We start from the raw sequence: 12,654 nt of genomic DNA on the forward strand, positions 1-12,654 counted from the left end.
TTCCCACACAAGCAGCTCCCACCCCCAAGCAGCCCTGCCACCACGGAGTCTTCGCCTGTCGTGGGTTTATGCGTAAAATAATTGGCTTTTCGACACACCTCGCGCGGATTTCAAGGGTTAAGGCAAGAGCTATGGGCACTCTTTCGGTCAATCAGAACAAACTGCAGAAACGCCTGCGCCGGCAAACGGGTGAGGCGGTCGCCGACTTCAACATGATTGAAGAGGGTGACAAGGTCATGGTCTGCCTGTCCGGCGGCAAGGACAGCTATACCCTGCTCGACGTTCTGATGCACTTGCAGAAAGTGGCACCGATCAAGTTCGACATCGTCGCCGTGAACATGGACCAGAAGCAGCCCGGTTTCCCCGAGCATGTGTTGCCCGCCTACCTGAAAGAACTGGGCGTGGAGTATCACATCGTCGAGAAGGACACCTACTCGGTGGTCAAGGAACTGATCCCCGAAGGCAAGACCACCTGCTCGCTGTGCTCACGTCTGCGTCGCGGCACGCTGTACACCTTCGCCGATGAGATCGGCGCGACCAAGATGGCCCTGGGGCATCACCGCGACGATATCGTCGAAACCTTCTTCCTCAATATGTTCTACAACGGTTCGCTCAAGGCGATGCCACCCAAGCTGCGGGCCGACGATGGGCGCAACGTGGTGATCCGGCCGCTGGCCTATTGCAGCGAGAAGGACATCCAGGCCTATTCGGACTTCAAGCAATTCCCGATCATTCCCTGCAACCTCTGTGGCTCCCAGGAAAACCTGCAACGCCAGGTGGTCAAGGAAATGCTCCAGGAGTGGGAACGCAAGACCCCCGGGCGTACCGAAAGCATCTTCCGTGGCTTGCAGAATGTCGTGCCGTCGCAACTGGCCGACCGCAACCTGTTCGACTTTACCCACCTTCGAATCGATGAGACCGCCGCGTCGCGCTTCGTTAACGTAGTGAACCTCTGAATGCGCGATTACAAATGGTTGCACGAATACTGCCTGAACCGCTTTGGTTCGGCGGCGGCGCTGGAGGCCGAATTGCCGGTGCCGGCCAGCCCACGGCAACTGCGTGAGCTGCCGGACGACCGGTACCTGTCGATGATCGCCTTGCGGGTTTTCCGCGCCGGCCTCAAGCACAGCCTGGTGGACGCCAAGTGGCCGGTGTTCGAACAAGTGTTTTTTGGCTTCGACCCGGAAAAAGTGGTGTTGATGGGCGCCGAGCATCTGGAGCGGCTGATGCAGGATGCGCGGATCATTCGTCACCTGGGCAAGCTCAAGAGCGTGCCGCGCAATGCGCAGATGGTGTTGGACGTGGCCAAGGAGAAGGGCAGTTTCGGCGCGTTGATCGCCGATTGGCCGGTGACTGAAATCACTGGATTGTGGAAGTACCTGGCCAAGCATGGTCATCAGTTGGGCGGGCTGTCGGCGCCGCGTTTTCTGCGGATGGTGGGCAAGGACACCTTCGTTCCGACCTATGACGTGGTGGCGGCGCTGAATGCACAGAAGATCGTCGACAAGGTGCCCACCAGCCTGCGCGACCTGGCGATCGTGCAGGATGCCTTCAACCAGTGGCATGCCGAAAGTGGCCGGCCGATGTGCCAGCTGTCGATGATGTTGGCCTACACCACCAATCATTGAGCCTGCCCCTACAAAAAATCGTGGCCTTGATACCCTTTATCGCCATGCCCGAAACCTTGTAGGAGCCAGCTTGCTGGCGATGGCGGCCGCTCAGGCGATGCAAGGCTGACTGGCCCCATCGCCAGCAAGCCGGCTCCTACAGGACCGTGTTCAGCCTTTACGCCGCTTGAACCTGGCCTTCCCCGGCCAGCCGCCGATTCAACTGGTGACGCCAGCGCACATACACCATCGCGCTGCAGAACACCGCCACGCTCGCGCCCATCTCCAGCACGCCGAACAGCTGCCGATTGGGATCGAACGCTGCCAACGCCCCCTTGAGGAAGTACAGGTTCACCACATAACAGGTGAACGAGTGCCCGCGCGCGCTGCCCATCAGCATGCCGGGCAACAAGGGCAGCAGCGGCGCCAGCTCGATCAGCAAGATGACCCAGGGCCGCGCGCCGTGCAGGTCGGCGAACACCAGGTCATAGACGCTCAACAAGACCATCAGACCGAAAAAGCACACCAACGCCAATGCACGGCTCCAGCGCACGCGCGGTTCTAGCCAGGCCTGGGGTGGCAACACCTTGGGCTTTCTAGCCACGGCCATTCTCCAGGCTCAGGGCGGTCTTCGCCAAGCGCAGGCCGAGGGCCCGGCACAAGGCGATTTCATGCTCGTCCAGGGCGCGCTTGCCGTCGACCCCGGTATGGTGGCTGGCGCCATAGGGCGTGCCGCCACCACGGGTGTCGAGCAAGGCCGACTCGCTGTAGGGCAGGCCGGTGACCAGCATGCCGTGGTGCAACAGCGGCAGCAGCATCGACAGCAAGGTGCTTTCCTGGCCGCCATGCAGGCTGGAGGTTGAGGTGAAGACCCCGGCCGGCTTGCCCACCAGGGCGCCGGTCAGCCACAGGTTGCTGGTGCCGTCGATAAAGTACTTCAGCGGCGCCGCCATATTGCCGAAGCGGGTTGGGCTGCCCATCGCCAGGGCCGCGCAGTTCTTCAGGTCGTCGAGACTGGCATACAGTGCGCCTTCCTCGGGGATTTCCGGCGCCACGGCTTCGCACTGGCTGGATATCGCCGGTACGGTGCGCAGGCGCGCCTCCAGGCCGGCCTGCTCGACGCCGCGGGCAATCTGCCGGGCCATTTCGCGGGTCGAACCGTTACGGCTATAAAACAACACCAGAACGTAAGGCGCGCTCATGGCAGGATCTCCAGCACATTCTCCGGTGGACGACCGATGATTGCCTTGTCACCGGCCACCAGGATCGGCCGTTCCATAAGCCGGGGGTGTGCGGCGATGGCGGCGATCAGTTGCGTTTCGCTGAGCTGGCTGTCGGCCAGGTTCAACTGCTTGTACTCGTCCTCGCCGGTGCGCAGCAATTGCCGTGCGCCGATGCCGAGCTTGTCCAGCAGGTCCTTGAGCTGCGCGGCGTTCAGCGGGGTTTCCAGGTAGTGCACGACGGTGGGGTTGAGGCCACGGCCCTGGAGCAGTTCCAGCGCACCGCGGGATTTCGAGCAGCGCGGGTTGTGATAAAGCGTCAGATCGGTCATGTGCGGGTCGCATCTTGCGTAAGGTGGCGGGTATTCTACCTGCCTGACGAGTGCTCCTGAACCTTGTGAGGTAAAGGGGCGCAGTCGATGACTCAATTGATGGGGGATTGTGCACATGGCTAGGCGATGGGTCGCCGCATTGGCGATGATGGGGGCGTTGCTGCTGAGCGGTTGTGGCAACGATTACGGCGTTGACCAGAACGGCCGGAAGGTTGCGTCCGAGCGCCTGGATAAACAATGGAAAGTGGTCAACTACTGGGCCGAGTGGTGTGGTCCGTGCCGGACGGAAATCCCCGAGCTGAACACCTTGTCCGAGCAGCTCAAAGGGCAGCCGGTGGAAGTGTTCGGGGTCAACTTCGACGGTTTGCAGGGCGATGACCTGCGCAAGGCCGGCGAAACCCTGGGCATCCGTTTCACGGTGCTGGCCCAGGACCCGGCGGACTTCTTCGACCTGCCGCGCAGCGAAGCCTTGCCGGTGACCTACATCATCGACGACAAGGGCAAGGTTCGCGAGCAGTTGATGGGCGAGCAGACCGCGGCCGGGGTCCTGGCCAAGCTCAAGGCGTTGCGTGGCTGAGTCTCAGCCTTCTTCCGACCAGAGCCGCAGCGGCTTGCCTTCCTGTGGCCAGAAACGCACTTGCTCGATGGGCGAGATATCCCAGCGCTGGACATTCTCCAGCGCCTGGAGGAAGCGCTTTTCCTGCTCCATCAATGCGGGTGCGCAGCGCTTGCGGGTGCTGCCGACCTTGCCGAAGCTCAGGTTCCCGCCGTCCAGGGTGTAGGGCGCGAACCAGTGGTTGCAACCGCCGGTGCCATAGGCCCGGCCATCGTCACCGAGGGTGATGGTCAGATGGCTGTTGTCGATCAGCGGACGTTCGCCGATCCACTCCAGCACGTAGCTGTGATCCTGCTGCAATTGCACCTGTTCGCCGGCGCAGCCGTACAGACCGGCCCCCAGCATTCCCAGAATCACCGCGCGTTTCATTACTTTGCCTCCTGGCATCTCGGGCAAAGGTGTTTCTCGCCCTGTGTCGTCCAGCCCAACTCGGCGATACGCGCCGTGGCGGCTGGTTTTTGGGCGGGGTTGCCGAGCTTGGCGTCCACCGCGAATTCAAAGTTCAGTTGCTTGGCGCAGCTGTCGCAGTTGACCTGCCACTGGTGGATCGCCAGTTCGCCGAAGACCGGCCCCTTGGCCACCGCGACCCATTGGCCTGGCGGATTGATCAGGTGGCGAACGGTGTCCACGGTCAGGCGCATAGACAAGTCCTTGCTGCCCTTGAGGGTCACCAGCAGGACATCGTCGGCGCGGATCGAACCACCGTTGCCGGTGACCTGATAGCGTCCCGGCACCAGGGCGCGGCATTCGGTGAGGGTGTGTTGCGGGTTCATCAGGCTGTAGCGGAAATCGTGTTCGACCATGGGTCCTCCAAATATGGCCGGTATGCTAGCACGCAGACGCCGCGCAAATGGCAGCGGCGTATGACCTTCGATCCGCTTACTCGGGATCAGGCACTGACACGGGCCTCGGCGGCGAGGCGGGCGATGGCGATGTCCAGTTCGTCCAGGGCCTGGCGGGCGTTGGGCGCGTCTTGCTTGAGCAGGGTTTCGCTGCGCTGGCAGGCCGCGCGCAATTGCGGCACGCCACAGTAGCGGGTGGCGCCGTGGAGGCGGTGTACCCGCTCGATCAGGGCGTTGTGGTCGTTGGCGTTGCGGGCCTGGCGAATCGCTTCGCGGTCGGCTTCCAGCGAGGCCAGCAGCATGGCCAGCATGTCGGCGGCGAGGTCGGGCTTGCCGGCGGCCAGGCGCAGGCCTTCTTCCGGGTCGAGCACCAGCAGCTCGCTGCCGGCGCGGTTGTGTTCGCCGCCGCGTTCCGGTCCCTGGTTGCGCAGGGCCAGGCCGGTCCATTTGAGCACCACCTGGGCCAGTTGCCGCTCGCTGATGGGCTTGGTCAGGTAGTCGTCCATACCGCTTTGCAGCAGGGCGCGTTTTTCGTTGGCCATGGCGTGGGCGGTGAGGGCGACGATGGGCAGCGGCGTGCTTTGCCGTTCATGCTCCCATTGGCGAATCGCCTCGGTGCTTTGCCGGCCATCCATGCCGGGCATCTGCACATCCATCAGCACCAGGTCGAAGGCTTCGCGCTGCACCGCGTCGATCGCCGTGTAACCGCTGTCCACTGCCAGCACCCAGGCGCCCATGTCTTCGAGCAGGGTCTGTACCAACAGCAGGTTGGCCGGGTTGTCGTCGACGCAGAGCACCCGCGGTGCCCGGCTGCCCAGGGGCTCGATGGGCTCCAGGCGTGCTGGGCGCGGGGTGATCAGTTCCGCCAGGGCCCGGCGCAGCTTGCGCGTACAGGCCGGCTTGGCCTGGAGCTGGCCGTGGGGGTTGGGCACGCAGAGCTGGAACAGCGTCTGTTCGGTGGTCGGGCACAGCACCAGGACCTTGCAACCGAGGTGTTCGAGGTCCCAGATGTGCTGGCTCAGTCGTTCCGGCGGCATTTCCTGGGCGGTGACGCCGAGGACCGCGAGGTCGATGGCCTGGTCGGTCTGGTGCGCCCCGGTCACGCCATTGGCGAGGTTTTGCAGGCTGTTGAACGGGGTCACTTCCAGGCCGCAATCCTCCAGTTGGTGCTGCAGGGCCTGGCGTGACAGTTCATGGTTTTCCAGGACGGCCACGCGGCGCCCGAGCAAGGGGGGCGCGGGCAGGTCTTCAATGTCGTCGCGGGTCTTGGGCAGGCTCAGGCTGATCCAGAACTCGGAGCCTTCGCCCGGGGTGCTGTCGACGCCGATCTCGCCGCCCATCTGTTCGATCAAACGCTTGGAAATCACCAGCCCCAGGCCGGTGCCGCCGGGTTGCCGTGAGAGGGAGTTGTCGGCCTGGCTGAAGGCCTGGAACAGCGCCCGGACATCCTGGTTCGACAGGCCGATGCCGGTGTCCTGGACACTGATGCGCAACTGCACGCTGTCTTCGTGTTCTTCTTCGAGCATGGCCCGGGCGACGATGGTGCCTTCGCGGGTGAACTTGATCGCGTTGCTCACCAGGTTGGTGAGGATCTGCTTGAGCCGCAGCGGGTCGCCGATCAGCGAGAGCGGGGTATCGCGATAGACCAGGCTGACCAGTTCCAACTGCTTGGCGTGGGCCGCCGGGGCGAGGATGGTCAGGGTGTCCTGGAGCAGATCGCGCAGGTTGAACGGAATGCTGTCGAGCACCAGCTTGCCGGCCTCGATCTTCGAGAAATCGAGAATTTCGTTGATGATCCCCAGCAGGCTGTCGGCGGATTTCTCGATGGTGCCCAGATAGTCGAGCTGGCGCGGGGTCAGTTCGCTTTTCTGCAACAGGTGGGTGAAGCCGAGGATGCCGTTGAGCGGCGTGCGGATCTCGTGGCTCATATTGGCGAGGAACTCGGACTTGATCCGGCTGGCCTCCAGGGCCTCCTTGCGCGCCAGGTCCAGTTCGATGTTCTGGATCTCGATGGTTTCCAGGTTCTGCCGCACGTCCTCGGTGGCCTGGTCGATGCTGTGCTGCAATTCTTCCTGGGCGTTCTGCAGGGTCTCGGCCATGCGGTTGATGCCCGAGGCCAATTGATCCAGTTCCTGGCTGCCGAGCGGTGGCAGGCGGGTTTCCAGGTTGCCTTCCTTGAGCTGGGCGACGGCTTGCTTGATCTTGCCGAGTGGCGCGTTGATCGTGCGGCTCATGCGCAGGGCCAGCAAGGCGGTGCCGAGCAGACCGGTGGCAATCAGCAGCAGGCTGGCGAACAGGCTGCGATAGCCGCGCAGCAGCATGTTGTTATGGGACAGTTCCAGCTCGACCCAGCCCAGCAGGCGGTCGGCTTCTTCCGGCACCACTTCGCCGGAGATGTTGCGGTGCCGGCCGAAGACCGGCAATAGATAGCGGGTGGCATCGTTGCCGGTGCGCTGCAACAAGTGGCTGCTGTTACCGATGGGCGGTTGGTTGAGCATGCTCGGGCCGGCATGGGCCAGTTGCTCGCGGTTGGCGCCGAGAAAGGACACGGCGCGCACGTCGGCCTGTTCCAGGGACTGGGTGGCGATACGCTCCAGCAGGTCGACATCGTTGTGGCCCAGGGCCGGCGCGACCAGCGGCGCGAGCTGTTCGGCGATCATCTCGCCGCGTTGCAGCAACTGGGTCTGCAGGTCGGACTGTTGCAGCCAGGTGAAATACCCGCCCAGTACCAACGCCATCAAGGTGGTCGGCAGCAGGGTGAGCAGTAGTACGCGGCCTTTGATGCCCAGGTTTTTAAGCACGCAACAGTCTCCGTCAGATACAGCGTCCGGCAGATACGCCCATCTTCGATTCTCGGCGTGCGCATCCTGCGCCCGCTCCACTTGCGCAGTGTAGCCATTTGCCGGGGGCGAAATCTCGCAAAGTTTGTGCTTGGGCAGGTGAGGGCTTGTGATCCGTTGAGAGCCGCCGGGCCGATTTTTTTCTGTCGGCTCTGAACGATCAGGCGTCCTTCGTGGGGGAGGGACCGTTTGTCTGAACTGTCATTTCTGACAGGTAGGCAAAACGCTCCGGATGTTTAGTCTTGGAAAGCAGTCTTGTTTTTCTATTTTCTCAAGAGGAGTCATGGATTATGAGCGCAAAAAAATCCTTCAAGTCGCCCCGTAATGCAACAGGTTCAATAACAGCTAGTGTTGTTGCGGGGCATCCGAGGTTTGAGTTTTCCTCGGTTGAAGTTGATTATTTTTCGGATTTTACCAACCGTTTCGCTGGGCTCGATAAAGATATTAATTTTGTTTCTATTGATCCCGATGACGTAGGCGGTCCAGGAAAATATGAAGTCGGTTTTAGAAAGCCCGTTGGTATTCAATTTGATATGGGCGAGTATACAAATGCTGCAGAGAGTGGCGAGATTGTTTTTGAAAGCTATATCGAGGGACAACAGGCGAAAGGCACTTTCAGCGTTGTGCTTTTTTCGACAGGGCAACACGTACACGGCGTCTTTGAAATCAAGAAGAAATGATGTTGCCGTGCAACGCTAATGGATACAGTCGTCCAGGGGGCAAAAAATGTGGGGGGGCACGACGACAGGCGAGCGGGGCGCTGGGCTTGTTCGGGTTATATCGTTCAGTTGTAGGCAGTGCATTTTAGTAATAGGGAGCGCCGGCGTTTGTCGGTTTGGTTCATGCCCGGTTTGCCAACCTGCGTACAGTCGCACCCTTTTTATACAGTCACGACTTTCCGCCCCCTGAAATTAAGGAGTCATAGATAATGAAGGCACCCTTGAAACTCTCTGTCATGGCTTTGCTGGCGTGCGCGCCTTTTCTCCATGCGCAGGACAGCATGGATATATCGGCAGGTCATAACGCTACGAATGATTCTATGGCTCCCTTGTCGGCGCGCAACCCTGAATGGTATTCAACTATCATTGGTCAAAATAAGGCCATTGTCACTCGGCACCGGGAGGAGCAAGGGTATTTGATAGAAAATGGCCGATTCAGAAATGAAAAAGGCGAGGTGGGGTCGATCGTGATGGTGAGTTCACCTGATCAGGATGTGTTGGCAATCACGGATTTTCCGAATGATAGTAAAGTAATGATAATCAATAGATCGAAAGGAAAGAGAGTTGTTGATCTCGGCAAACATAAACTCTCTTATGAGGGGGATACGGTGCCGAGTGCGGAAGGTGATTCGTTTGTTTCGGAAAATAGCTCGTCCCCCCTGGAAAACAAGAGTATAGAAATTCTGGTCGCCTATTCCACCTATGCACTGGGTAAGTTGGATGTGGATCCTGTGGCCTATGCGCTGGCACAAGTTGAAATGGCGAGAGAAGGGCTGGATAACTCCAAGATACTCGGTATTACATTGTCATTGGGGGGGGTGTTGATTTTCGATGCCGGAGCGGGTTATGACACCACTGGATCCGGGTTGAAGAAATGGCAGGATAGCATGGCGCCCTATCGCAGCCTTTTCAGAACGGACGTGAATATGGCAATCACAGGGACAGGTTCAGGCCCTTCTGGTATGGCCTATGTGAGCGGATACACATCGGCTAATGGCTGGTTTGCTGCTGCAGCCTTTCGTCATGAGTTAGGTCACAATGTGGGCGGCTCTCACTGCAATAGTGGCTCCGATAGCTATAAATTTGGTTATAGCAACGGAAAATCAAAAACCTTTTTGTGTGGTAATAACGCACCCTATTATTCCGCTCCTGATGTTAAAGATGATTATGATTTGCCTCTGGGGAATAAACAGACGGCCGATATGGCAAGGCTCTGGCAAGAGCAAGCTGGCAGGATGGCTGGTTATAATGCCCCTCTGGAGGGTGTCAAATTGATTTTCGTCAGCCGTGGCGAAAGCCACGTGATTAAACATCGCTTGAATACATCAAGTGCGGCGGCTGCGGCAGGCTTCGTTGCCTTGTCGCCCGAGGTCGGCCCAACTGAATTAGCCGCAAACCCAAGCACTGGATATAGTCCGCTGACAGTAAAGTTGAAAGACTTCCAGGGCGCGGAGCATGTTGTGAAATTCAGAGGGCAGCGTGCTATTGGTGGGTGTGTCTATGGGCCGATGAATAAAAATTCCGCTTGCTCGGGAGGAGGTGGCCTGCATTTAAAATTTTCCTATGATCCCGTCGACAATACAAGCTTGGCGCAGGGAACCTATAATGGGTTGTTGCAATTGCGTGCTAAAGATAGTCGTGATGCGAGCTACAATATTCTTGTCAATATTCCAATTGCGCTGGAAAAATAGATTTGCTCTAGCAGCTTGCCAAGCCTTGTCAGAGGTGGAGTTAGGGGGAGGTGGGGCGGGCGTCGATATAAAGAAGCACCGCTATTCGCGGTGCTTCTTTAGCTGTCTTTCTCGGGTCTGTTAGTTACCGATCGGGGCTCGCCGTCATCGCGGATCAGATGGATCGAATGCGGATGTCGTCTATATTGACTGCGTAGGGGGTTCCTGTTCCTGATATAACAATTTAAAAATTTCGACCGTTAGCGTTGAACGCCGCCGATTTGGTTTTCCAGCTAGGACTACTTGCTTGGTCGGTGTGTGTTCGCAACTATCACCGTAGACCAAGGCCAGCCTTTTTTATTTTTTCAGCTATATCAGTCGGTTAGCCGTTAAGTAAGTGCTATTCAAATCAGTCACCTTTTCTTGGAATCAATTAGTCAATTGCTCGCCGTTGGTCGACGGTGCTTGCAGAACGGACGGCTACCAAGGAAGCCAATCAAGAACGTGTCGGGATAATGCCCAACTGATGTCCTCCTGCCATGGATGCATAGAGATAGGTGCCTGTTGCACTGTGGTTGATGTGGACCACGCCGCTGCCTGTCAGTTCGTCAGGTATTGGGATGCTGGGCATAAGCGTTAGCGTGGCCGTATTAATAACCGCTATGAGACGATGATGATATCCATACAAATAGACACGTGTGACATCTGGACTGCTTGTGAGCCTAAACCAGGAGACTAGGTCTGCATTCATTTCAGGCACGTTGATATTTGTAATAATGCGTTCCGTCGTCGTGTCCAGAACAGACACTGAGTATCCACCGCTACCACCATAATGGTTGGGGTTATGTCCCACATATGCGCGGGTACCGTCTGGGCTAAGTGCCAGGGAAGTGGCATATACGGTCGGAAGGCTAATGCTGCGTAACACGGAATGAGTCACGGTATCGAGAACCTCGACCGTACTTGGACCGGTGCCTAAGGCCGATGTGTAGTAGCCGCGAGCGCCCGTTGGACTGAAACTGATAAAATTTTGGTCAACGATGCCAAGCAGAGCGATTGTTCCAATCACTGAAAGTGTGATTGCGTCATGTACAGATATGAAGCCGATTCTCCTGACATATAGCTGAGCCCCGTCTTTTGTCAGCGCTATGGCGTCGGTTGTGGCGGGCGGAGCAATCCTTTCGCTTGTGAATGAATAAGTCGTCAGGTCAAGGGTGCGAATGGCGTGCGGGCCTCCTACAAAGTTGGTTGTTAGATAGACGTAGGCCCGTCTGCCGTCCGGGGAAATGCAGATGTCGTTCGGACCGAGCGTCGGCTCTGGCGAGTCGAGGGTTCTTACGACCGTATAAGTCGCTGTGCTGACCACCGCGATTTTTCTGGCCTCAAAGATACAGACATAGAGATAGGCCCCGTCAGGACTCAACGCGTGCCGGGTTGGGCTGATTCCGACATCGATGCTGACGGGCGCTTTGACCATTACATTGTAGGTGCGCAGCGGGAAGACAGTGGCCTCACTCTCCGTGCTGGAACCGTTGAAGGTGACCTTGAGCTCCACCGTCAACGAAGTGTTGTTTCCCAACAATTCCAACTCCGCACGCGTGACGCTTTTTGAGAGTCCGTTCCTTGTTTCCTCGTCGGTTACACCTGAAGCCGTGTACAGGGTGATGAGGTGATCATCACCATTGGCCTTTTTGCCCCGGCAGCGCAGCCAGACTTTTTGCCCGATCTTGATACCCGGCCATGGGCTGGCCTTGACGGTGGCATTGCCCGTGAACGTGGTCAGGTCAAGTGTCGTACCGGTGCCGTTGTTCTCGGCTTCCTGGATATAGGGTTTGTGCTGATCAGTCAGGGTCACGACGTTAAACGTCCAGGCCCCTGACACCGGTTCGCTGCCATATTTGGCCTTGGCGGTAAAGCTGTGAGGGCCTGGAGCAACGGTGATAGGCGTGCTGCTCCAGATGCCACCGGTGGCGACAAATGTGCCCTTGGGAGCGCCGTTATCGAAGAGATCGACACTGAACCCCGCGGTGGCTGTGCCGGTCAGGGTCACCGAGGTTTCAGCGGTGCTGCTGGTGTTGGGGATTTCAGCATTGTTGCGGTCCTTGACCGAAGTAATGGCGGGTATATCCTCCGTCACGACGTTCAGGGTACGCACGTTCGAATAGACGTTAGTGCTGTGGTAGAGCGATTTGGCATACAGCCGGCAAGGACCTGTCCCTACTGTTATCGTCAGCGTCCAGATGCCGGTTGTGGCATCAGCGGTCGCCTCACCCTTGGAAACCGCGCTGGCGCCATTGCCATCGAAAATCTCCACCTTCTGGCCTTTGCTGGCTTGGCCCGACAGTTTCAAGGTGGTGCTGAAGGTGCTGGTGGTATCCGGGATTTCATTGTTGTTGGCGTCTTTGACGTTGTCGAGGGTCGGCGTCAGCAGCTCCGTGACGTTGAAGGCCTTTGTCGCCGATTCCAGGCCGTTGCCATCGAGTGACTTGGCCTTGATGCCGTAGGCCTTGACGGTCAGCCCGGTAAGGATGGCGCTCCAGTTTGTACTGTTGTTGGGTACGGTGATCGGGTTGCCAATACTGTTGTTGCCGTCCATAAGCTGAATCCGTTCACCGCTGCTACCGGTGCCGGTGACGGTGACGCTGGTCGCAACGGTTATCCCTCCGACGACGGAACCCGTGGTATCGGTAATGTCGGTGAGTGTCGGCGCTCCCAGGGCAATAGCCTTGACGGTATAGGTGCGCAACGGAAAGGTCTGCGCATTGGCTTCATTGGTGGTCTGGCTGAAGTCGGCCTTGAACTCCATGG

The 12,654-nt window shown here is 58.6% G+C and carries 12 protein-coding genes; 5 read left to right on the forward strand and 7 right to left on the reverse strand.

Features of this window, described 5'->3' with window-relative positions; all coding sequences use genetic code 11:
* The first annotated feature begins 131 nt into the window (after positions 1–131).
* Together ttcA and AC07VG_RS32545 are read left to right on the forward strand one after the other, a co-directional pair.
* Complete coding sequence (gene ttcA / locus AC07VG_RS32540; protein ID WP_495004505.1) at positions 132–956, forward strand: tRNA 2-thiocytidine(32) synthetase TtcA; 825 nt, start codon at positions 132–134, stop codon at positions 954–956.
* Positions 957–1,628, forward strand: a complete 672-nt coding sequence (locus AC07VG_RS32545) for a DNA-3-methyladenine glycosylase I (RefSeq protein WP_495004506.1) — start codon at positions 957–959, stop codon at positions 1,626–1,628. It begins immediately after the preceding gene.
* 157 nt (positions 1,629–1,785) lie between these two features.
* Here AC07VG_RS32545 and AC07VG_RS32550 read toward each other — a convergent pair whose 3' ends face one another.
* From AC07VG_RS32550 to arsC, 3 genes are read right to left on the reverse strand one after another with little or no spacing between them, the layout of a single operon-like run.
* Positions 1,786–2,211, reverse strand: coding sequence for a DUF2069 domain-containing protein (locus tag AC07VG_RS32550; protein ID WP_495004507.1), 426 nt, complete (start codon positions 2,209–2,211; stop codon positions 1,786–1,788).
* Positions 2,204–2,809: an NAD(P)H:quinone oxidoreductase gene (gene wrbA / locus AC07VG_RS32555; protein WP_495004508.1), complete on the reverse strand. Its 606-nt coding sequence runs from the start codon at positions 2,807–2,809 to the stop codon at positions 2,204–2,206. Before wrbA ends, AC07VG_RS32550 begins: the two co-directional genes overlap by 8 nt.
* Positions 2,806–3,159 carry an arsenate reductase (glutaredoxin) gene (gene arsC / locus AC07VG_RS32560; protein WP_495022493.1) on the reverse strand — a complete coding sequence of 118 codons (354 nt, stop codon included), beginning with the start codon at positions 3,157–3,159 and terminating at the stop codon, positions 2,806–2,808. Before arsC ends, wrbA begins: the two co-directional genes overlap by 4 nt.
* A 115-nt stretch (positions 3,160–3,274) precedes the next feature.
* On the opposite strand from arsC, the gene AC07VG_RS32565 reads away from it, so the two are divergent.
* Positions 3,275–3,736 carry a TlpA family protein disulfide reductase gene (locus AC07VG_RS32565; RefSeq protein WP_495004510.1) on the forward strand — a complete coding sequence of 154 codons (462 nt, stop codon included), beginning with the start codon at positions 3,275–3,277 and terminating at the stop codon, positions 3,734–3,736.
* A gap of 3 nt (positions 3,737–3,739) precedes the next feature.
* On the opposite strand, the gene AC07VG_RS32570 is transcribed toward AC07VG_RS32565, so the two are convergent.
* The 3 genes from AC07VG_RS32570 to AC07VG_RS32580 all read right to left on the reverse strand — a co-directional run bounded on the left by AC07VG_RS32570 (position 3,740) and on the right by AC07VG_RS32580 (position 7,418).
* Positions 3,740–4,144, reverse strand: a complete 405-nt coding sequence (locus AC07VG_RS32570; RefSeq protein ID WP_495004511.1) for an META domain-containing protein — start codon at positions 4,142–4,144, stop codon at positions 3,740–3,742.
* A complete protein-coding gene (locus AC07VG_RS32575) occupies positions 4,144–4,578 on the reverse strand; it encodes a hypothetical protein (RefSeq protein WP_495004512.1) in 435 nt (144 codons plus the stop codon). Before AC07VG_RS32575 ends, AC07VG_RS32570 begins: the two co-directional genes overlap by 1 nt.
* Before the next feature lie 86 nt (positions 4,579–4,664).
* Positions 4,665–7,418 carry a response regulator gene (locus AC07VG_RS32580; protein ID WP_495004513.1) on the reverse strand — a complete coding sequence of 918 codons (2,754 nt, stop codon included), beginning with the start codon at positions 7,416–7,418 and terminating at the stop codon, positions 4,665–4,667.
* Between the two features lie 281 nt (positions 7,419–7,699).
* On the opposite strand from AC07VG_RS32580, the gene AC07VG_RS32585 reads away from it, so the two are divergent.
* On the forward strand, positions 7,700–8,137 hold the full coding sequence (locus AC07VG_RS32585; RefSeq protein WP_495022494.1) for a hypothetical protein: 438 nt from the start codon (positions 7,700–7,702) through the stop codon (positions 8,135–8,137).
* A 248-nt stretch (positions 8,138–8,385) separates the two neighbouring features.
* Positions 8,386–9,867, forward strand: a complete 1,482-nt coding sequence (locus AC07VG_RS32590; protein WP_495022495.1) for a hypothetical protein — start codon at positions 8,386–8,388, stop codon at positions 9,865–9,867.
* Between the two features lie 475 nt (positions 9,868–10,342).
* On the opposite strand, the gene AC07VG_RS32595 is transcribed toward AC07VG_RS32590, so the two are convergent.
* Positions 10,343–12,654: YncE family protein (locus AC07VG_RS32595; protein WP_495022496.1), on the reverse strand; the 2,312-nt coding region annotated here is incomplete at its 5' end.

It is taken from the genome of Pseudomonas sp. GW821-FHT03C07 (assembly GCF_059420925.1).

What these genes read in the sequence shown, in the direction of transcription:
- AC07VG_RS32575 (WP_495004512.1), bottom strand. Translation starts at nt 4,578, where the DNA reads ATGGTCGAACACGATTTCCGCTACAGCCTGATGAACCCGCAACACACC.
- wrbA (WP_495004508.1), bottom strand. Translation starts at nt 2,809, where the DNA reads ATGAGCGCGCCTTACGTTCTGGTGTTGTTTTATAGCCGTAACGGTTCG.
- arsC (WP_495022493.1), bottom strand. Translation starts at nt 3,159, where the DNA reads ATGACCGATCTGACGCTTTATCACAACCCGCGCTGCTCGAAATCCCGC.
- AC07VG_RS32570 (WP_495004511.1), bottom strand. Translation starts at nt 4,144, where the DNA reads ATGAAACGCGCGGTGATTCTGGGAATGCTGGGGGCCGGTCTGTACGGC.
- AC07VG_RS32565 (WP_495004510.1), top strand. Translation starts at nt 3,275, where the DNA reads ATGGCTAGGCGATGGGTCGCCGCATTGGCGATGATGGGGGCGTTGCTG.
- AC07VG_RS32590 (WP_495022495.1), top strand. Translation starts at nt 8,386, where the DNA reads ATGAAGGCACCCTTGAAACTCTCTGTCATGGCTTTGCTGGCGTGCGCG.
- ttcA (WP_495004505.1), top strand. Translation starts at nt 132, where the DNA reads ATGGGCACTCTTTCGGTCAATCAGAACAAACTGCAGAAACGCCTGCGC.
- AC07VG_RS32545 (WP_495004506.1), top strand. Translation starts at nt 957, where the DNA reads ATGCGCGATTACAAATGGTTGCACGAATACTGCCTGAACCGCTTTGGT.